General features: G+C 52.9%; 18 protein-coding genes and 1 pseudogene. All 19 read right to left on the reverse strand.

Translation table 11 applies throughout. From position 1 onward, the window contains the following. Positions 1-8: 8 nt before the first annotated feature. Positions 9-581, reverse strand: a complete 573-nt coding sequence (locus OGY18_RS24065) for a conjugal transfer protein TraV (protein ID WP_161556285.1) — start codon at positions 579-581, stop codon at positions 9-11. Beyond that, positions 578-3,631 (reverse strand): putative type IV secretion/conjugal transfer ATPase, encoded by a 3,054-nt coding sequence (locus OGY18_RS24070; RefSeq protein ID WP_053389039.1) that lies wholly within the window; start codon positions 3,629-3,631, stop codon positions 578-580. Before OGY18_RS24070 ends, OGY18_RS24065 begins: the two co-directional genes overlap by 4 nt. Before the next feature lie 71 nt (positions 3,632-3,702). Further along, on the reverse strand, positions 3,703-4,434 hold the full coding sequence (locus OGY18_RS24075; protein ID WP_069325142.1) for a hypothetical protein: 732 nt from the start codon (positions 4,432-4,434) through the stop codon (positions 3,703-3,705). A 183-nt stretch (positions 4,435-4,617) separates the two neighbouring features. After that, positions 4,618-5,022: a DUF6750 family protein gene (locus OGY18_RS24080; RefSeq protein WP_048227642.1), complete on the reverse strand. Its 405-nt coding sequence runs from the start codon at positions 5,020-5,022 to the stop codon at positions 4,618-4,620. A gap of 34 nt (positions 5,023-5,056) precedes the next feature. Then, on the reverse strand, positions 5,057-5,581 hold the full coding sequence (gene traQ / locus OGY18_RS24085; protein ID WP_048227641.1) for a conjugal transfer protein TraQ: 525 nt from the start codon (positions 5,579-5,581) through the stop codon (positions 5,057-5,059). After that, complete coding sequence (gene traP, locus OGY18_RS24090) at positions 5,581-6,354, reverse strand: conjugal transfer protein TraP (protein ID WP_129719564.1); 774 nt, start codon at positions 6,352-6,354, stop codon at positions 5,581-5,583. Before traP ends, traQ begins: the two co-directional genes overlap by 1 nt. Further along, on the reverse strand, positions 6,335-7,651 hold the full coding sequence (gene traO / locus OGY18_RS24095; RefSeq protein ID WP_069325141.1) for a conjugal transfer protein TraO: 1,317 nt from the start codon (positions 7,649-7,651) through the stop codon (positions 6,335-6,337). The genes traP and traO overlap by 20 nt, the downstream gene beginning before the upstream one ends. Further along, positions 7,651-8,634, reverse strand: coding sequence for a DotH/IcmK family type IV secretion protein (locus OGY18_RS24100; protein WP_053389041.1), 984 nt, complete (start codon positions 8,632-8,634; stop codon positions 7,651-7,653). Before OGY18_RS24100 ends, traO begins: the two co-directional genes overlap by 1 nt. A gap of 10 nt (positions 8,635-8,644) precedes the next feature. Further along, the gene (locus tag OGY18_RS24105) at positions 8,645-9,346 is read right to left on the reverse strand and encodes a DotI/IcmL/TraM family protein (protein ID WP_053389042.1); all 702 of its coding nucleotides are present in this window, start codon (positions 9,344-9,346) and stop codon (positions 8,645-8,647) included. Between the two features lie 5 nt (positions 9,347-9,351). Next, positions 9,352-9,702 carry a hypothetical protein gene (locus tag OGY18_RS24110; RefSeq protein WP_053389043.1) on the reverse strand — a complete coding sequence of 117 codons (351 nt, stop codon included), beginning with the start codon at positions 9,700-9,702 and terminating at the stop codon, positions 9,352-9,354. Between the two features lie 1,289 nt (positions 9,703-10,991). Beyond that, positions 10,992-14,207, reverse strand: a pseudogene (locus OGY18_RS27400) (DUF5710 domain-containing protein); the annotation flags it as partial. A gap of 71 nt (positions 14,208-14,278) precedes the next feature. Continuing rightward, on the reverse strand, positions 14,279-14,566 hold the full coding sequence (locus OGY18_RS24125) for a hypothetical protein (RefSeq protein ID WP_048227635.1): 288 nt from the start codon (positions 14,564-14,566) through the stop codon (positions 14,279-14,281). Continuing rightward, positions 14,563-15,723: a plasmid transfer ATPase TraJ gene (gene traJ, locus OGY18_RS24130; RefSeq protein WP_053389045.1), complete on the reverse strand. Its 1,161-nt coding sequence runs from the start codon at positions 15,721-15,723 to the stop codon at positions 14,563-14,565. Before traJ ends, OGY18_RS24125 begins: the two co-directional genes overlap by 4 nt. 11 nt (positions 15,724-15,734) lie before the next feature. Continuing rightward, the gene (locus OGY18_RS24135; protein WP_053389046.1) at positions 15,735-16,541 is read right to left on the reverse strand and encodes a type IV secretory system conjugative DNA transfer family protein; all 807 of its coding nucleotides are present in this window, start codon (positions 16,539-16,541) and stop codon (positions 15,735-15,737) included. After that, positions 16,538-17,011 carry a DotD/TraH family lipoprotein gene (locus OGY18_RS24140; RefSeq protein WP_053389047.1) on the reverse strand — a complete coding sequence of 158 codons (474 nt, stop codon included), beginning with the start codon at positions 17,009-17,011 and terminating at the stop codon, positions 16,538-16,540. The genes OGY18_RS24135 and OGY18_RS24140 overlap by 4 nt, the downstream gene beginning before the upstream one ends. Positions 17,012-17,143: 132 nt before the next feature. Beyond that, positions 17,144-18,352, reverse strand: a complete 1,209-nt coding sequence (locus tag OGY18_RS24145) for a conjugal transfer protein TraF (RefSeq protein ID WP_053389048.1) — start codon at positions 18,350-18,352, stop codon at positions 17,144-17,146. Positions 18,353-18,454: 102 nt separating this feature from the next. Further along, positions 18,455-19,291 carry a hypothetical protein gene (locus tag OGY18_RS24150; protein ID WP_053389049.1) on the reverse strand — a complete coding sequence of 279 codons (837 nt, stop codon included), beginning with the start codon at positions 19,289-19,291 and terminating at the stop codon, positions 18,455-18,457. 145 nt (positions 19,292-19,436) lie between these two features. After that, positions 19,437-19,913 (reverse strand): hypothetical protein, encoded by a 477-nt coding sequence (locus OGY18_RS24155; protein WP_127341066.1) that lies wholly within the window; start codon positions 19,911-19,913, stop codon positions 19,437-19,439. Positions 19,914-19,932: 19 nt separating this feature from the next. Next, positions 19,933-21,096: a site-specific integrase gene (locus tag OGY18_RS24160; protein WP_213135375.1), complete on the reverse strand. Its 1,164-nt coding sequence runs from the start codon at positions 21,094-21,096 to the stop codon at positions 19,933-19,935. Between the last annotated feature and the right edge of the window lie 292 nt (positions 21,097-21,388).

Below are 21,388 nucleotides of genomic sequence, written 5' to 3' on the forward strand. Positions count from 1 at the left end.
TTCTCCATTTAGTTGAGCGGGGTAAATACGTTGGGAAGGCGAGCTGACTGTGGGTCGGGGGCGAGGGCTACCAGAGGGAAGGTCTGAAAGCGTCTGCTGATACGTCCTTCCCGGCTGCGGGTGTCTATGATAGTCAACCCACGACGAGCGATCCGTGAGTGAGTTGAAGGGGTAATATCCAGTACCGGCCAGTCTCCTGGGCTGAGTTGTGGGGTCTCTGCCCCCTCCGGCCATAACCAGGTATCATCACTTAACACCGTCCTTATATCCTCAGGTAACAGCCACTGGACCACATGACGCGATTCTCGCACCTGTTCGCCTGGCTCTTTTACCTGCCATATGGCCGTAGTAACCAACTGGCGAGGACGATCTTTGATCGTAAGAAGAACGCCACAGGCTTCTTGTGGAGCCCGACGATCAGTAGCGTATACAGCACGAGAGTTCACTGCACTGTCTGTACGAAAGTGACGAGATGGTAGAACAAACTCCACGCCGTCAACATCGATCATCAGGCGTGAAAGTCTGACCTGTCCCTTTGCCGGGCGACGGCAGCGTGGCGTCAGGTGGATGGAACACATCACAGGTCATACCCCAGTTCGTTAATCATTTCGTCCGCCATCAGTTCGATGACACCCTTATCACCACGGACGCCACTGTTACGCTCTCTGTACTCAATGAGTTTTTTTGCAGACCCACGTGGGAACTTATCTGCCAGCAACTGACGGGCACGGGCAGTGCCGATCGTCGCGGAGAGATTTTTGCGTAGCGCACCATCTTTTTTGTCTGAGTTAAGCGACCACAGCTCCAGCGGTCCGAGCGTAAACCGGACAATCCGCGCCAGCGTGCCCTGGGTCGTGCGCATCATACACAGCATCGGTACTCCACTACCGTCTGCAGCAGGACCGGCTGGCATACGCAGGAAAGCATGGAGATTGTGTTCGGGGATCTTAAAACTGTCCCGTAAAAGAGGGATGTCTTCCTGGCGGTAGCGCAGCAGCCAGAGGGTGTTGGCAGAATCGAGCAGGCTTTTCGGGTAGTCGGTAAGGAACTGGGTACTTAACACCGTGCGGATGCCAAACTTACGCTGTTCCCTGTCCTGCGTGTCCAGCGCTTCGAAGATGAAATCAATGCCCTTGACGTTGTGTAACTCGTCGTAGATTTTGGTTTTCATTTCGCTGTCGAGTTGGTTGATACGCCGCATAATGCCCGGGAGATAGGCTTCCGGCACCGTTTTCACTATCTCTTCCTGATACTGAGGAAGCGTAAAATCACCAGCTGTTATGTGGCCAGCAAAGAGGAACATTATGCCGGTTTTCAGTCTGCCTGCCGGAGTCTTATCGCCGGCGACGTTGTTTAAGTCTACGGCAATAATGCGTGTGTTCGGGTTCAGCGCGAAACGAGTCCGACTGGCCATCATCGGATAGTCCTGACGAGCCTGAATCATGCAACGCTCAATGTATTCCAGCAGTGGCTCCTGTGAACCGTCACGCTGTACTCTGCCAAAACTCTCCTGAATTGCCTCACTGCGTAGTAGCGCTGGCATATCAGCGAGTTCGGGTACTGCCTGATAGTGCGCCCGTTGAGCCGCGGATAACTGCCCGCGCTCATGGAGGAGATCACGTACTTCATACCATGGCGTCGCAGTCCACCATTCCTGATCGTGCTCATCTCTCAACCCGGATGACTCCAGTGCCTCATCCACTTCTGGCTCTACGTTTGACCGGAACATGTTTGGCTCAATACCGCTGCGCATGTCGAACGCCAGATCAATCAGGCGGTTCACTATCTGCCGGGTATCGGTCGGGTTAGGAGGCGTCCCTTTATCCGGTTCTATACAGAAGGCCATCAACATGGACGCGATAAATTGCTTCTCCGGCGTTACTGGCTTATGGGCACCGTACAGGATATCGAAAACATTGCGCGACTTAGACGGGTCGTTGCTGAGAATAATACCGACGGCTTCGTCCTTTCGCTCCTCCGGCAGACTGTCACGAATCAGCTGGATGAACCCCATAGCGCTGAACCCTTTATCGATATGCGCCACATAGGGAAGTGAAACTTGGGCGGAAGATACCTGTATTTCCGTCAGGGTATTAATCAGTACCGACTTACCAAGACCTGAGTCACCTGGTGCAAGTTCGGTGTGCTTGTTCTGTCGTGAAGAACCCAGCCCAACTTCCCAGGCGCAGCCGTCTTCAGTGTGCAGCATCAAATTACCTTCCCCGCGCCAGACGGAACCTGGTCGGTTGAAGGGCAGCATAGAAAGCGCATGGGATAGTGGCGGATAAAGCGGGACGGGGCCTGAACCTGCTGACGCTGCCAGCATGCTGTTTACCCATCCCCGACGTGGATCACCGAAGGTTGTGGTCGTGTTACAGACTCCCCATCCCTGCATAGCTGATTCAAGCAGCATCTGATTACGGGTGCATATTTCACGGGTACGCCCCCAGGTGGAAGCCACAATGGTCATCACACAAACTGGATCTCGTTCATCCGTTTCAGCCAACTGCGTAAAAGCGTCGTAAAGAGGACGAATGGAGGGAATAAATTGTCCAAATGATGAAATATTCTTTTTCCAGCCCAGCGCCTTCATCCCACCCGGCATTATATCGATCCGAATACGCCAGGGAACGGCACGTGGAACCAGTTTAACCAGTTCATTGAAGGGGCTGGGGTTCTGAGGAGGCAGAGTTATGGCTACCATGCCATGCCATAGTCCCTCTGCAAACACAAGATTACCTTCAGTTTTTGGTGTACAACCAAAAACCTGAAAATTCAGGAAGGGAGCAAGCAGAGCCGTGGCGTCATCATCCTGAAGCGTACCCGAGGGTGCGGCTTTCCCCGGCAGTGCCGGGCGCCATGCTGCCGATGTGCTGTTACGTGCTGTTTCACGTCTGATTTCGTTACAGAACTCAGGCACGTCTAGCAGGCGGACAAGTAAGCCGTCTCCGCCGCGTACGAGTGCTTTTTCAAGAGTAGAGATAAAGCTGTCATGCCTGATCTTCAGACCAGACATTTGCCAGCGCCAGGGCTCCTGTCCAAAGCGCGCGACCGGCGCTTTATCCTGGATAGCCCGAACGGTGGTATTGAAATCTGCTCTTTCCTGATGGCTCACCAGTGTCGGTGAACTCCAGACGGCAAGCCAGCATCGCTCACGGACAAGCCAGGGTGAAATTACGTTTACCTTTTCATTGAGCAGGTCATCCAACTGGATGCCGATGTGCTGAATTGAGCGTTTTTGTGGGGCGATCATGGTGCTGACTTCGTCACGCCCTTTTTCCGGATCTCGTTCAAAAATGAAGGCCAACTTATGGCCGGTATTTTTCCAGGTCGTACTGAGTGTGGATGTGAGGTGCGCGATCATTCCTTCAAACGCATCCGGATGGTCGGCTGAGGCGGTTTCTGATAGTTCACGCAATGCCCCGGAAATTTCAAATGCAGAGAGGTAATAACCATGATGGGTTACGCCAATATAAGGTGCTTCCAGCCAGGGTCTGAGTTCCAGGTCGTGTTTGTCCAGTCCGATCACAGTGCGAATGTCGCAATAGTCGACAAAGTCAGCAGAGATGGTGAAACGGGAAAAGGTGTTCATAACGTCTTCAATGGCGAAGACAAGGCGGTTGATATTCATAGCAGTGAAGACTCCACCAGGATGGCGTGTATTGATGGGCTCGATGGCGCATCTGTGTGACGAGGTGCGCTTCAGTTTTGTGTGACAGTGGTGCCAGTGGGCAGCGCCGATACTATTTTTTTCTGCGGGATTTCTGACAGCACGTCACTGTCCGTTACTGAATCCGGTGTAAGGATCAACGCCACTCCATTCATTTTCTGTCGCATGTCATCGCGAATGACTGGCGGGAAGCGTTTAAGCGCGTCGGCATAATCAGCAGGCCGCCACCCTCCGAAACGTTCTTCCAGAGGCAATCGATGCCGGGTCAATTCCGACAGCACCCGGCGACCCTCCCGAATTTTGTAAGGAATGTTGCTGAAGACGGCCTGCAGCGCTTTTCGGTTCAGGGCGACGACATTACGTGGATGCAGATCCGGTAACCAGACCATTACCCCCTGAGCAGCAGCAAACCCGTTGAGGGCATGCCAGGCGTGGCAGATAAAACAGAGATTAAACGGCTGCGTGAGCCGTTCGAACTCAGCATATTCAGTATCAGACAGTAAACCGGTATCGGTCAGAAGCGCGGTGGGAATCTGGCGCAGGGCAAGGCGGCGGGCTGCAAGTGATGCGTGCTGCATCCCGGTTTGTGCGGCTTTCAGTGCACGAGTATGTTTTTCGTATTCAGCCGGTACCTGTGGCGTGGGGCGGGACGCCAGCTGAGCCAGCGTATCTTTCGCTCTGACGAGTCTGGCCTTTGCATCATGTGCTTCTTCCGCAAGTCGGGTTAAGGGCAGGGATTCTGGTAACATAAACAGATGTTTCATATCAGCACCGCAGCAATAGCAGCGTCCCCCTGAAACGCTCACAGGGGCAGGAAGCTGGGGGGCTGTGGTATGGACAACATCAGGTACTGGAAGTGAATGTAGCCACCGAAGGTCAGGTGTCTTTTTCTTATTACTCATCGTTTTCTCCTGAAAGGGTCGGTAAACACCGACCCTTTCCTGTGCTTAGCTGATATTGACGGAGCTGGTACCAAGCTGTTTCTGGGTACGACTCATAACTTCAGGGACAACGGCCAGCAGACCGCCAATAGCCAGACCTGCACAGCAGCGGCCCACGGTGATCTGCGGGTTGGTACCAACTTTTTTGAAAGCCAGCAGGGAACCGATGAAGATGAATACTCCGATCGCCTGGGCAATTTCCAGGCCAGAAGTTTTACCACTTTTAGCACCGGCAGCGGCGCTGCTAAGCATGTCAGCAAGATCGCCTTCGGCGAAGGCCATGCCGGGTAACAGGAACGTGGCCAGGGCACACAACCCCTGAATCATTCGCTCACGGCACTTCATCATGGTCAGCTGACAGAAAATAACAACGGCATAAATACGCGCGGAAATAGCACGGAAAAGTGACATGGTGTCTCCTTGGGTTATAAAAAAACGAATGGTGTTAAAAAGCGAGTCCGAAGGTGGCGAGCGCGGCATCGATGAGCTGAGGTGAAAAGACCATCGCGGTTCCGGCCATCAGTTTTACGGTCGCGGCACGAATGCTTTCGCTTGAACTGAGCGCGGTATGCCCTTCAAGTTCTGAACGTCGAAACATATCTAGTGCTGCATAGACAAATCCCACACCTGCGAGCCGAACCAGGGAAAGCACGGCGTTAGCGGCCCCTGCAGCAACGCCGTAGGTGGCGGGCTGCACATAAGCGATTGCATCAAAGGATGTAGCGCCAAAACCAAGCTGAGCACCACTGGCATTAATTATGGAGGGAAGGGATACCAGTGCGGCGCAGGAAAAAAGGCCAATAGCGAACCTGCCCGGGGATAAGGGACCACGACTGGAACGTTGCCGGACCAGTAGGGCGATGAGGCCAAAAAAACCAATCATCTCAGACCAACTGAACAGTAAATCCAGTCCAGCGGTGAAGATGCCCGAAGCCAGGTTCTCTATTAGCGTAATGGCATCCAGTGCCATTAGCGCAGGGTTCCTCCTGTTGTCACCACAGAGCGTGTGGCGGGATCAATCTGACGAATAGTGACTTTACCCAGCGTATCCCCCTCCCGGACGGACCAGGTACTGCCCTGCCATTTAATCCAGGCCATTCCCGACTCCAGTGACATGATTTTCATGCCTGAAATAGCACTGGCTACCTGCCGTTTTTGGGACCTGGAAGCGGGTTTTGAGGTATCAGTGACGCTTGCCCGGGCTTCCAGTACTGCCAGCTTTTGTATCAGGTCATTAAGCTGGGCACGCGTTTCTACCGCGTATGCCTCATCCCTCTTGATAGCATCAGACAGACGGGTGACGCTGTCTTTCAGTGACGTCATAGAGTCATTTATCTTTCGATCACGGTCGTTCAGCTCGTCACGAATATCCGTCATCATGCTCGCCGTATCGCCCTGGAGCATCGGAGGTGCAATTTGTGTCGCTGGCTGCGCTACGGGGATCGAAGCCCTCGTGTGCTGGATAGTCTCAACTGCATTTTGCGGTGCACCGTCGAGCGTACTTTCAACCTCACTGAAGCTGCTTTCAGACGGTGTGTTATTTGTAAATGACAGTGACGGACCGAACAGATACCAGAGGCTGGCCACTGCCAGAAGAGTTATCCCGAGAAGCCACGGTAGAGAATAGCCAAACAGCAGCTCCCGTTTCCATAAAGGTGGTTTCTGACGGGGGTCTGGCGCGCCAAAATCATCCTCGTTTTCCAGCGTATCTTCTTCAGGTATGTCAATTTGCTGATTCATCATTGTTCCTCACGGGTACGGTGTCGCCATATTGACGACGGATTTCAGCCTGGCGGCGCGCTATAGCTTCCTGCAGGCGGGATTCAGTTTGCTGCTCTGCTGCAACAGGTGTTGGTGCTGATGTACTGGCAGCGGAGAGTGCGGCCTTCTTATTACTGATAATGTCGTCTGAAGTTACTGATTCAACGAAGAGAATGGAGATAACCTCTTTCTGCTTAACTGTTACCTGGCGGAACGGCTCGCGGGCCATCTCCTGTTTGATGACTTCCGCACCTGTCTGTGCTGTGCCACCGACCATTACGCCAGCTACTGTGCTGCCGTCAGGTTTCCCTACGCGTCCGGTGACTGTTCCGACGCTGGACTGCATGACTTGAGTATTAGCATCCTTGTACAGCCCCCCCAGATCTCCAAGACCACCTAATACAGCTGGTAGAACGATGTGTGTCCCCCATCGATGGTTGACATCGGAAGCTATTGAAGACATCAGGTTTTTCTCGCTCTGTGCGCTTGCTTTTACGTTCAGTTCCATTCCTTTCCAGCTCATACTGGTGAATTTGATATCGAGTCCATTTCCGGCAAGTTTTACTGAAGGGCTATGGAGTCTGGCGCCAGCCAGCGGCCCTGCAGGTATGACCGCAACCACCTCTGAGTTGGGGTTATCCGAATCCACGGCAGTCTCCATATAACCGGACGCACGAGTGAGTGCAGGGATGAAGACCTGTGCGCTTTCTGTTTTAGCTGTGGATTCTGCCTGGCGGCCAGCACCAGACTCTGGTGAAGTCCGCGTAACGCTGGCCAGTGCAGTGGCCAGAACCGGTGCGTCACCGCCCGCCTGCGCGGCACTGATTCTCGTGAGCAGTTTCTGGAGTTGAGCCTGGCGCTTCTCGTTTGCCTGCTCTTCTCCGGCCGTGTTTTCCGTGCGTCGTGACGATTTTCCCGACTGTGGAGATGGCGAGTCTTGTGATGCCGGCTTTGTTACCGGCGGCTTATCAGGCGGGGGTTCCGTGACTTCAAGGCCTACCGGGAGGCTGGCGATAAAAGATGAATCAGTTCGTGCGGCTTCTTGCGCACCTAAGTCGTTTGAGGCTTTCAGTAGCTCACGGTATCGCGGGCTTTCTGTTGTGGTGGTTACGGCACTTGAGGCAGTGCCGTTAAGATTGACGGCAGAATCCTTTCCTGAAGGGTCATGTGCCAGCCATGACACTAACCAGTAACCGGCAGTCAGTAAAACCAGGGCTCCAAATCCGATTATTGAAATAAGTTTTTTGCCGTTATTTCCGGCATCCTGTTCTGCGCTCATTACTGAAGCTCCGGCGTGACGTGAACGGATTTCCCGTTCACTGAGAAGGTCAGTAACGGGGTGAGGGGGAGTTTCCAGAGATGTGTGCCGTCCGCTGAAGAGAGTGTCTGTTCAAACTCATCGCGAAGCATTGCCCGGGAACGGACCATCAGATCATCACCGCTTTGCCATATAACAGTGTCAGGAACGTTGCCCTGGAATTTGAGGCGGTGTGCATCTTCTGGTGGAGTGCCATCCAGAAAGGCCTGCAAAGTGGCACTATGGAGTGCGATTTTATCGACTGGCGCGCCTGGGGCCATGGTGCCGGGACCCAGGCGTGGGACGCGTAAATCCAGTCGGCTGTCGATCTCCTGGCTGGCTGTACGGGTGTCTGTCTCACCACTTGTCACGTTAATCATGACCGGTACATCGAGTCCTTTAAGATAGACGGATATGTTTCCTGCCGCCCACGGACGCAGTGGGGTGATAGTTAGCATGTTGCTACCAGCATTGAACTTCACATCAAAATTTTTCGGACTGGCATTAATTGGCGGATCCGACTGTGGCCACGGCGCACCACTGATGTCTGTCAGGGTAACGACGCTCTGGTTGTTCATGGCCGTACGTACCAACGGGATACTGGCTCCTGGTGAAAGATTAAGGGTTAACGAACTGATGCGCGGAACCACGCTTATCATTGGAGCATTTACCGACCGCTCGTTGTCTGTCAGTCGCAGACGCAGTTCGCGTATCTCATCCGCTGACAGAGGCGAGTCCATGCTTGCCGCTTCGTCTACCAGCGGTGAGCTTTGTCCTGGTGCCGGTAACTCCCCACTAATCCGGGTTGCGGGTACGTCCGTTGTATGTGGTTCAGCACCTTGCTGGGCTGGAGCTGCACTTGTTGCGCCAGGTGTCCTGGCGTTCTGCCAGCCAGTATTGTCAGCAGCGACTGCGAGAGCCGGACCACACAGCAGTAGCGTGGTCATGAGATAACGAAGTTTCATGGCGGGAGCCTCAGAGGTTGCGGGGGGCGTTGCGTGAGATCATCTGGCGGATTTCCATCCCGACAGGTTTCTGTCGTGGATCTACGCGCTGGATGGTGATTTCGAAAACAAAAGGTTGTTCGGGCTTGCTGGTTGTCTGACCAACCAGACGCAGACGTACCGGATATTGCATAGTCCAGAACCAGGTTCCATCAGACAGGCGTCCACGCCGGATGACGACACCAGCCCCAACGGAGCCGGTAAGGTTCATACGTTCACGCTTCAGGGCATCATAGATATTGGAGTTAGTGAGTGCCTGGATGTAACTGGCGTGCCCTTCTTCAGAGAACAGCGAGGCCGTAGAAGATACCTGCTCACGATAGTGAACGAAGTCCAGGTTAAAGGCCCGCATCAGAGCCTTGCTGCCAAAGGCGATTGCATCGTCCTGGCTCCATGCTGGTTCGGATGTGGGAGCCAGGCGAATCAGGCGTCCGCTGTCGGTGGCAAAGTAATCTCGTGGCTGTTGTATCAGAGCCCAGGTTAAACCGGCGTTGAGGATTATGCTGATAAGTAGACCAGTCCCCAGCCGGAGATTACTTTTCATCAGCTCTGGTGCCATTTTCTGGCGTTTTTCTGCCGTGATCATCATTTTCACAGCATCGTTCAGTGGATCCTCCGCAGGGGAGGAGGCCCGCCCCTTTGCAGGGGGGGCCGGTTGAGTCAGTTTTGTCATAGGTTTCAGGAGTTGAAGTTTTTCCAGGGATCGATGTTGTCTGGAATCTGTTCGTTGACCTTATCAAGGGCAGCTTCGCAGACCTTATTTTCCAGTTGAGAAATGATGTCATCGAGCCCGGGGAATTGCGGCAGGCTCACTTTGACGCTCTTGATACGGGACAGACAGGACTGCAGGGAGGATGAGACATTGCTTTCGCGTTGTTCCCAGGCTGTTGCGGCCGCCCTGGCTCGCTCATAACCAGCCTGACTACCCGCTTCAGCGGCACTTCCTGCTCGGCAGGTCGCCGCCGCAGCGGTGGTAGAAAAAAGCAAGAAGCCGGACAGGAGTCCGGCTTTAAGCATGTGATATCGCATTCTCTCTCCTTATCGGCTTAGCGGCCGGGGCTGTGGGAGTGTTCCTGATGAAGCGCCTTTTCCTGTCTGCCCTCCGGCTTTCGTGCGTCATCCCATTGTTTCCAGGTCTGTTCAAAACCCAGACGCTGGAACAGGGTGTCTGCCTGTTTTTCCGGTGTGTAGAGTCGGGCAGGAAGCGGTGTATCCTCTTCCCGACCTTTCAGGTGGAACTTCATCAGCTGAGGTGCGGCACGGGTGGTGCCGTCGGGTTCGAAATTCACCGCCTGCCCGTAACCCGCAAAGCGGGGGCCGTCGTCGGTGATGGCATTGATAACCAACTGACTATTGTCGGTAGTTGGTGTGGCCAGTGCCGGATACAGTGTGCCATCCAGTCGCACCATACCCTGCAGGTGTTCCCCCGCTGACTGTACAAGCAGCAGGTCTAACTGGTTTGACTGTGTGTCCATGGAGGCCATAACGGGTATCAACCTGTCTGGGGCGTCTGTGGATGGTGGCAAAATGCTTGCTGCAGCTACCGGTGACTTCACCGGGTGCCTGTCTTCACCCAGATAAAACTGCCGTTCTTCCAGGCGAGGTGGCAACTTCAGGTCTGTGGTGTACTCGGGCCAGGCCTGACGGATTTGCTGAGTGAGACGGCCAAACGTATCGACCGGAAAAACTTGCAGGGGTTGCCCCTGCTCTGGCCGATCGTGCGCCACGGCAAGGCCCGTCGAGGCGGATGTCAATGACCAGTTATTTTTTACGCGTCCATTTTCCTCTCCTGGTACATGCCAGCTGTCACGGGAGTTAAGCGTCAGTGTAACCACATCACCGGTTTTGTGGTTTTCGATAAGTTCTCTTAAATCCTGCCCCCAGTAGGTATGACTCCCTCCACGGTTCTGTAGCTCGATAAAGAAGCTCCCACCCTTTTTCTCTTTATTTTCGTAGGTCGCCTCGCCAAAGTTTTTCAATACCGCCGTGATGCTTTGTCCTGGCTTCAGTGCGGAGGGCGCTGGTTCAGCGGGCATTTCCGGGACCCGGATACTGTCGGCAGCCTTTGACGCGACAGCCTCAGTAGAGGATGAAAACGCCGGCTGAGGCGCGCCGGGTTCTTGTGCCTGTGATACCGGGTTCGGTGATGCAGGGGGTGTTGGTGTACCTGGCGCGTTAGAGGAAACAGCTTCAGGTGCGGCTGTTGCCGATGACTGTGGTGGTGCGGCATCAGGTGATGGTGTCTGCCGATTCAGGTCTGGCGTAGGTATATGCGTTGTGATTGAATCACTGGTCGTCCCCATCTGTTGCCGAAGTGCCTCAAGTTGAGCGCGCTGTGCAGGCAACTTCATGCGGATATCGAGGTCATTTTCGATAATGAGCCGCATAGCCTGCTCTTTAAACTCCATACTGCCGGTTAGCTCCACCACGCCGCCGTAAAAGCGTGATGCAACCGCCAGCGCGGCGAGTACCCTTCGTTTGTCCTGACTTGCACCGTTACACATTTCGAGGCGGTTGCCGAGATCGCGAAAGGCATCTTCCCCGTCGAGGCGGTAGAGCACCGTGTTGTCGCGCTGCTCTTCTGTTGACAAGGCTTTGATGATTTTATCCAGATCTTCCCGCTGCAGCGGTTCCGGTCTTCGCGGTCCATAGACAAGCCCATCCGCTTCATTCACCTCATTCTCTGCAGTTTTCGTCCAGTTTGGATTCAGCTCTGGCATGTCTGCATCTGCGTTGGCTGTCTGTGCCTGTTCCTGTTTTTTCCCGGTTAATGGTGCTCCGGGGGACTGTGGAGGGATTGGTAATTCAGACGAGACCGGCGCCGTGGGCTCAGCGTTTTTATCATGCAATGCAGCCTCAGGTTTTACAGCCTGTTCATCCGTTTCCTGCAGTTCGTGGGCTGTAAATTGTTCCTGAGCAGGCTTATGGGGTAAGTCGTCAGACTGACTGTGCATCCATTCACCAAACTGTGGGTCGTCCATTTGCGCGCGTATGTCTGCATAATCATCCAGGTCAGGTAACGGTGCATACGATCCTGCTTCGGCGACGCTCTGGCTACTCTGACCGATATCATCGGGAGATGTCACGAGCGTCCCATCCGGGTTGCTCTGCGTATCAGGAATTAAAACGTCAGATTCTATTGGGGGCATGGGGGATGGCTCATCGCGTACATCTGCAGGTTGAGGTTGTTCCGGCTCAGTCGGCGCGGGATTCTGTTCGTTAGCAGGAATTGCCGGCTCTGGTTTATTGGGTTCAGCAACGAATTTCTGGTCAGGGTTTATGTTTACAACAGCACTATCAATAATGCGACCCAGTTGCGCAGCGCTATCATCGTGATTCAGGTCAAGGCTTCTTATTGCCTCCGCATATAGTCGGTTTAAGGGGGTAATATTTGTTTTTCTATCAGGGGGACTATCAATAGTTTCAACGAATGTATGTGTAAGTAGAGCTGTCAATCTTTCAGCTTCTTCGGGCCGGTTTTGAGCCACTGTAAGATTTATTAGTTCAGAACGGATGGCTTCATAATGTATTGAAAGATTCTGTTCCTTTTGCAATATATTTGACAATCTTGATGCATCCTGAGCAACGTTACTTAATGCCTTATCTATATATTTCGTCATTTCTGCTTTTATATTTCCACCTGCAGAGCGCAAACGAATATTATCAATTAAATCCGTATTGATAATAGCGACATAACTATTGTCTTTTAATGCATCAACGCCTGCTTCTTTCAGAATGCTCATCCCCTGAGGGCTGCTGGCGAAGTTAAGAAAGGTGTCATCTATCGCCTTGCTGTCAGCGAGTTTATTTCCAAGCTCGGAGCGAGAAATGCTCTCGTTTTCATTGAGTTGCTGATGCCCCGAATTTCCAGCTTCTCTGATTCGTGCCCGCAGTTCTTCTGTTAATGTGGAATTATCCCAACGGTCTAAAATAACAGACTCAGAAGGGATCTCTAATTCATATACGTGATAGTCCTTATGATTTATTTCCTCCATTACATAGTGCACGCCTAAAACAGACGTATCAGTATAAAAACCTCTCCCCACGAGGTTTTGACCTAATCCTATTTTTTCAGAATCAATGGCACTGAAGGCTGCAGGTGAACCATGAAACAAAGTTATCGTTTCACGCCCGGCTTTATGTGACGCCTGGTTTTCCGGAGGCTGCACTGGTGCCCCCGTCGCTGGTTTTTCTGCTGCAGTGGCCTCGGCCAACTCACTGACGGTATGTTCACGGGCGATGTCATTATCGGATATATGTGCGATATCCGGAGATTCATGATTATCCATAGCAGTTTCCTGAACAGGGGTGAAGACGAGACCGCCCTCTACAAAGGCGTTACGGGTTTGTGAGTTTGTGTTGAATGGGGTTTCTATCCCCATAGCGTGAAGCTGAACATTGATGAGATGCCTGGCGAGGTCTTTTCCTCTGCTGAGGATTAAATCGTTGAAGTCAGTAAGGTTTTGTTCAAGCTCCGTCGGTGTAAATGCTGGTGCTATTACCTCTCCGTTCGTCAGTTCGGCGGCCTTGGTGGCACTTAGGATGCCCTTATTCTCTGGCTCACCAGTCTGCGGGTTTTTTAATTGATGGTCGTTGTCAGCGCAGAAGATAAATTGACTGTCTGGCCAGACGGCACGGGCGTTCTGACCAACGGCAATCATGTTTCCCGCATCAATAGTCATCAGTACCGGCAGGCCTGATGCCTCATGTATGGAGGCTGCTGTGGCATATCCTTCAGCAAACAACAGCGGCTTGCCATTCTGCGGGGTCCCGAGAGCAAACCAGTTACCTGTTTTCTCACTGTCTTTAAGGATCCGGGCGTCTTTCCCACCGGTAAGTGGAATACGCTGGTAAGAACGAATGTCGCCATGCGCGTTGCTGAAGGGGATAACAAGCTCTTGTTTTTCGTTGATTCTTATACCCGGAGCGGCCTCTACTCCCTTGCGGGTCAGATAGGTGCTTGTTGTAGCCTGCGGGTACCGGTCAACGTATCGGGCGGCATATTCCGCCTGACGGTTATACTGCAGCTCAAGAGCACGTGCATTGTCTTCACGGGTTTGCTGGGCATGAGCCCGGAGATGTAGGCGCGCAAGCGGGTCCATCTCGCCACCACCTGAAAACACCCACTGCGTTGGTTTAGCGTCGGCGCTGCGATAATCGCGATACCATCCGGCAGGGCGCCCGTCCAGGTATGCTTTGTAAGCTCCGCTTTTGGAACCCTTCCTGTCCTGTTTCGTCGGTACACGCTGAAGACTGCCATCCATTACGGGCAGCCCTTTAACCATCAGCCCTGCTTCTTCGAGTTTTTGTGCAAACTCTGTTACCGGGTCTTCTGCATTCATCGACAGTTCGTGTGGTCGGGGCATCCATCGTTCGAACTTGTTCAGGTCGGCACCTGGTCGGGCATACCAGAGCCGGTGTTCATTGTCCCATTCAAGTGCTTTCTGGCCATTATCCAAACGTGGATGGGCATTGATGGCGTCGTCCTTCTCTTCGTGAGGTACGGCAAGCCATATACGGTGACTTTTTTGCATGGTCACAATCCTGGAAGATATAGAGGGGGAAGCGCGTAAGCGCTGTGGAGAACTGGCGTGTCAGACTGGGCTCAGAGACCGGTCCAGTCTCGCGGCGTTTCGATGAAGTGTCGGTACCACCAGGGGCGACCGGAGGCAATCTTTCCCCTGAAGGTACTAATCACGCGCAGGCAGATGGCACGTACACTCCAGCCAAAGAAATTCAGTGCAACAAAGAATCCCAGAATGGCGGAACAGATATACAGCGTGTTCATGGATGGCCAGCGAAACCAGATCAGATACAGCAGCAGGAACGGCAGCGGAATACCAAAAAAGCTGACCGGCGGAGTGGCATAACGCCAGAATCCTTCTCGTTTCATTGCGTGAGTTCCTTACCTGACAGATAGAGCGCTGCTTCATCTCTGTCTATGTCACCTGTTACGAAACCTTCCCGCACCTGATCGACAATACGCCGTTTTTCCATCCTCAGAATGGTGTCGATGTACGCCGGCCACTTTTCTGAAGGGATATTCTGAAGCGCATCGCGTAAGTCATCGTCGAATACGATGTATTCCCGAAGGGCACGACGTTTGCCGTCAGTCGTTTTGACAAGTACCTGGACTGCGATGAAACGCAACATACCAAGTAGCTCCCACGCACGCGCATCTCGAATTTGAGGCGGGAACAAACCAAGTAATCGGTTCAGGGTTTCACCTGGCGACTTAGAGTGCAGAGTCCCGATAGTCATGTGCCCGCTTTCCCCGGCCTGAACAGCGGCTTCTGCTGTTTCAGTATCGCGGATCTCCCCGATACCGATGACCTCCGGGTTACGGCGCATGGCGGAGCGAAGCCCATCTGCAAAACTCGCCACGTCACGGCCTACCTGAGCCTGATGCGGTGGCAGAAGGTCATCGGGACGGCCAAGAATGTACTCAACCGGATCTTCGTAGGTCACTATCTTGCGGTCAGGTTGAGTGTTCTGACAGTGTCGATACAACGCCGCCTGAAGCGTTGATTTTCCGGAACCTGTTTCGCCGCAGATGAGACCCAGCCCTGTTTTTGGCAACATGGAGGCTGCCAGTTCAGGCTCTATACCCATCTTCAGAAAGTCGGGGATGATATGTGGGATAACGCGCAGAGTGACGGATAATGCCTTTTCTTCCCGGGCAGAGGTTCCCTGAATAATGTGTGCGCGCAGTCGCACGCGTTCACCCCGCTTCAGGCCATGACGCCCGTGCATATCACCGTCGATCTGGATGGCTCTGTCCGACGGTTTACCTCCCTGCACTCTAGGGCGCACTTCTGGTCCCAGCAGGTCATCAAGCATATTGCCGAGCATGGTATTCGGCAGTACGGTGTCGGAGACTCTCTCACGCCGACCATAACGACTAACAGAAACTGGAGAGCCACCGACCAGGTCCACGTCACTAACGGCCTGTGCTGAGCACCAGGCAAAAAATGCCCTGAACTCGTCGGCGGTGAAGGCTCCACTGAATGGAAAAATCCCGAACTTATCTGGGATAAGAGATGTGTTCACGAGAAAACTCCTTACTGAATGGTAACAGACGGGCGCCAGCGGGACTTCTGGAGTTCAAACGACGCATGTGATTTGAGTCGGCGTACGCGATCGCCAGTAACGAGTTTCTGCCCACTGCCGGTCACAGTCTGTTGTTGTTCGGTAACTTCCGGTCGGGAAATCATGCCCCGACGCCAGAGCAGGGAGTAAAGCATCATGCCCCGATAATCACGGGTGAGCTGATTCATACTGGCTTCAAGGGTCAGGTCAGCATTTGCGCGACCTTCCTGCCAGCCTTTTTTCAGCGCGTCTTCCCATACCTTTCTCTGAGAGCTGTCTTCCGGCACGACCAGTCCTTCTGTGCCCGGGGTTGCCGTGGTGGCCAGCCCGCGAAGTAACCAACTGCGCCAACTGGGCGGGTTACTGACAAATCTCTCCGGTCGGATAATGGTCCAAACCTTTGAGGCGGTGCGGATTTGATTAGGAGTGATGTGTGCAACGTCCTGCGCTTCATCGATAACCGGCGGCAGCCAGCCCTCAGGGCTGATAAGCGGCCGGAAATCGTAAAGGGCATTGAGGGTGGACTCGCGGGCATTTAGCGCCTGGGTCAACTCCCATGCACGCTGAGATTTACCCCCCCGAAATCCCAGTGTTCTGCCGGCATCAGTAAGCATCTGCCAGCGAGTTTCGGAAATACTGTCTGGTCTTTGTCGCTCCGGATTGAGCCAGGCCTGCATATCCGGTGGAGGCACACTCGCATCAGTTGTTGGCGCAGGATGCTCGGCGGCACAACCGGTCAGGAGTAGCGCAGGGAAAAGTAATAAGAGAAAATATTTCATTTCTTACTTGTCTCCGGTTGCATGAAATTGAGCTGCAGCAGTCCCGGATACTGATTCAGGGTAGCTCGCCATGCTGTCTGCGCTTCAATCACACGCAGCACGTTGCTGAACGTCATACCCCGAACGTGTAGCGTTACGGGTAAGGGCAGACGCACGCCGCTGTAGTTGAACTGCAGGCCGCGTGCACGCGCCAGTTCAGCCAGCAACTCCACAGCATCACCTTCCCAGTCGAAGGAAACGTCAGCACTGTTGGTACGTATGATTTCCATGGGCGATGGTGCAATTTTCGAACCGGACCAAAGACCGTTATTCCACATCTGATATTGCGTGTGACGGGCAACGGCGACGGATGATGCTGCGCCGTAGCGGTCAGGAGAAACAGAAGCTGGAGGCGTCGATGGCGGAATCCAGGGCTGGCAGCCGGCAAGAAGAGAGATAGCCAGCACGCCGGGAAGAATTAAGTAGTTCATAGTAGTTACCTTGCCGGGAGGGCGACTGAGGTTAAAGCCAGAAGATTCAAGGAGACGGAGTTTTGCAGACGGTAGAGATATTGATCGGAAGTAAACGGCAGAGGAAGCCCATTGCGGGCTTCCCTATGATTATCAGAACGTGAACTGCAACTGCGCAACCGCGCCGTAGGTACGATCAGTTCCGGCTATACCGGTAAGGTCCAGGTGTACTACATCAAACGGTGAGAAGCCCAGACCCGCGGTGAAGGCGTTACCCTCGCTGGAGACCATGTTCTGGCGATAACCAGCACGAACCTGCATCCAGCTCCAGGCGTTCAACTCAGCCCCTACACTGGCGAACTGGCGTTTGTCATCTCGCTCAAAACGGCTGGCTTCGGTCAGATCCACATCGAGTGCGGTAGTCAGGACGTTGTTGCTCCATGCGACGCCGGCAGTGGCTTGAGGTTTCACTTTGAACGTTTCTTTCTCGCCGTTCACTTCTTTAGTGTCAACACTGCGGGCAATGATGTTCTGTACCGCCAGACCCAGCATCCAGTTATCTCCGAGGTTTGTGGCCAGACCGATGTCGGCGTTAAATCCGGTTTTGGTGTTGTGGTAATCGTCTGAGTTCACGTCATTTTTGTCGAAGTCGTTTACCGTTGCGCTGTAATTGAAAAGATCGATTCGCTGATACTTGGGTGTAATGCCCAGTGACCAGCTGTGTCCTGCCGTTTCAAATTCATGCGCCATAGCCACACCTACGTCGGTGATGACGGCCGCCCGACCATAGGCTCGGGACGTTAGTGCATCTTTGTCTACCGCATCCGCCGGTATGGCCCCGCTGGCGATTTTGTCGAGATATTGCAGATCGTGGTCGCTGACCGTGCCATTTACGGAAACGGTGCCCCAGGATTTCACGACAACAGCAAATGGGAGTACTTTATTTGGGGTGGTGGCAATAACAGATGCCCCGACCTGCCCGTTTGCCTTCACATCTTTCAAATCTTCCAGCTTATTTCGTAACGCGGCAGCGCTTTCGCTAACACCGCTTTGGCTGTCGACAGCATTGTCAAATTTGTTCCACAGATCTTTCACGTCATCGGCAGTATCTATGGCCTTATCGGGGTCTGCCACCTGGACACCCACGGACGGCAGCACCAGACTGAAGTCATCATTCGCGCCAAACTTTGTCAGGAGTGCCGGGTTGGATAAGGCAGCAGTGCCGTAGTGTGCAGAGGCCACGCCGGTCCCCCCCATGGCATCGCTGCGGGCTTCCATGTAGGAGGTTGCTGCACCTGCATGAAAAGCCATCATGACGGCGGAAGAAATCAGTGTTTTTGCAATGTAAGTCTTTTTCATCATTAAATTTCCTGTAGTCAAGTCTGGATTTTGGGCAAAAGAAGGTCTTGATGCGGCAGCATCAAAAATTTCTTTTTCTTTTTTAATTCAATATTTCTGCGTGGTTTAAAGCTGTCTGAATATAAGTGCGGGTAGTGTTATTCCCTGTTCAAGCGCTGTGGATAGTCCCTTGCTGACCGTTACGGTGCGCAGAGTGCCTGTTGCGGCATGTTCTCTGAGGAGGCGTTCTTTCCAGTATTTTTGCTCTTTATTCAGAACGAGCGGAATAATGGATAACACCGGGAAATATGTCAGCAGGGATGAAGAAATTTTCTTCTTAATTAATATGCCGGTTTGTTCCTGATATTCATCCTCACCTGTATGTTCGGTCGTCCAGAAAATAACGCTGTCATTATTATTCTCATCTGAAGGAATTATCATCTTCCGTAAGGCATCTTCTGTTTGTGGCCATTGATGTCGAGCCAGGGTGGTGTCGACCGTTGGAACATTCCTGCCTAACAACCAGTCCTGTGAAACGAAAAACCACTGAGCGAGCGCCTGCAGGAGCGGAGTGGACAGATAGTCCATCGTTCGTTCCCTGTCCTGCAGTACGCTCACCCGAACATTCCATGACGAAAGCAACTCTGCGATATCAGTCGGGTCAAGCTCATGTGCCTGCATTAGCACCTCAAAGCGATCGATGATACTAAGCGCGGTATTGCTGAACGGCAGGAAAATATCGCGCAGAGAACCTTCTATAACCAGATTCAGTAGCTCCGATTGAGATATCCCAATCTTGCCGGATAACTCATCAATCAGCTGGCGGGTGCCGGGTCTCATTCGGAGTGACGTGGTCTGCATAGGCTTCTTTTCATTGCGCTGAAGCAGTTCTGCAATCCTGTTCCGATCAAGGTCGGGGAGCGCCAGAAGCGAGGTGAAAATTGCGGTAAGACTGTTTGCCACGTGGCCCCCTTAAGTAAAATTACATCTTGCGGTTCAGTGAGTTAAAGAATAATTAATCGTGACGCGCATGTATAACGAGTTAATTCGATCGTGTAGATCGACTGCGTTTACGTGTGCGTTTTAATTGCGTTTGTGTATTGTCGTTTTAACGCATTCTCCGGCGCGGTCGAATGAGTACAAGCACGCCGGTTTCCGGTACGGTAATCCAGCGCCATTCCTGTACCAGTGTTTGTAGCCGTATCCCGTTCCTGACGGCAGGAGGAATCGATACTGTGATCCAGCGCCAGCGGTGTGTATCGTCCATTTTTCCCATCAGGAGGGTCATGCTTTTCATGTGTGCCGGGCGCATCAAATGGGATGTGAAGTACACTGGGGCGCTGTCCCTTTGTAACGCCAGTTGCAACGTGGCAAGAAAACTACGGTGAAAGCGCGCTGCACGATGAAGATTAAGATGACCAACCCGGTCAAATGTCGAAAGGTGCAGGGTAGTGTAATGCTTCTTTCGATGACTAACCGAGGCCGTGCGAAACCCTGTCCAGGGCGTCACGGCACTAACGATTGTCATTACCGGGCAATACAGCAGTAATGTCAGCGGTACTGCTGAAAGGATAATCAGATACACAGTCCCTCCAGGATAAAGGTTACGCCCGGGCCGAGAGAGCCTGGTCGGGGTTAAGCGGACAAATCATGATGTGGTCGTTTGTTTTGATGGGGAGTTCCCCTGGTGCAGGGACTCGTTCGCCGCGCTGGGCAGCAAGTGCCAGAGTGCGTAGTAGCAGTTCGCTGGCGCGGGTCAGGGCAAGTTCGCGGGTCGGCGCCGACACCATCAAGTTTTCGAAGTCGCATAGCATCACTCTTATGTCACCAGTACTTCCGCAATCCTGTTCTACCAGTGCGGGATAAGGTACGAAGTAGGGGGCAATCTTTTGAGTCTGGCGCCGTCGCGCGTCCAGCTTGCTGACCAGTTGGTAAGCTCTCAGATGGGTGTAGCGTTTAAGCATATTCATCGACCGATGACCCGAAATTGCAGCGACCTCCATAACGTTCAGTGTACCGAGCTCGAAAAAGCGACTGATGGCCTCGTGCCGAAGATCATGAAAATGCAGATTTTCGATAGTGAGGGCCTTGAGGGCGAGCCGCCAGGCGCTTTTGAAACCGGATGACGTATAGGAAAATACTTTACCTTTTAGTTGGGCCGGCAACATCTGAAGCAGATTACGTGCTTTGCGTGAGAGGGGAACGTCACGCGATGACCCATTCTTGGTGTCTGGCAGGTGCGCCACACCGTGCTGCAGATCAATATATTCCCATTGCAGGTTAAGGATTTCACCCTGACGCATGGCTGTCTCCAGCGCGAGATGAAAGATTATATACAGCATTAAGTTTCGCTCGCGGAAATACCGGGACAGTCTGCGCTCTTCAGTGGATGTCAGGCGGCGATCACGACCTTTTGATACTTTCGGTTTACGCACTAATTCGACCGGATTGCTACGGCAGGTTCCCCATTCCACACGCGCAATACCGAAAAGTGATGACAATAGCGCCAGCTCAAGTCTTACTGTATTACCGGTGATAGGGTTCCCCGTCCTGGGGTTGCGCTGGGTCAGTCTTTCATCACGGTAGGCGGCAATATCAACCGTGGTGATTTCGTCCATATTCCTGCTGGCCAGTGGGTGGCGCTTAATGACGTTGGTTCGGTAAAACTCCTGAAGGTGGCCCTTTTTATGAACAGATACTGATTCGTAATATTTATCGAGGCCACGACTGAGGGGCATTTTTCTAATACGCGCAACGGAAGACATCATTACTCCTAAAAAGGTGAAGAAAATAAAGCCTTAAGAGAAAAATGCAATAATTCTGTCAATCCGGTGCCTGGGCTAATTCTGGGGAAAAAAAAATACAGCGTTACACATGGTCAGTAAATTCAGGGAATAACTACGGCGATATTTGCCAGACTTCCTTGAATTCGAGCGGGTTAACGGCACAAGGTTGGGTCGCCACTGGATCTGATGCTTGTACAGAAGATAACCAAACTTGCACTATAGATAACGTTAGATGTTTTGCAGTCAGACTGAATTAATTAATCTGTCAATCCGG

Source organism: Citrobacter sp. Cpo142 (assembly GCF_030332425.1).
GTDB lineage: Bacteria > Pseudomonadota > Gammaproteobacteria > Enterobacterales > Enterobacteriaceae > Citrobacter > Citrobacter portucalensis.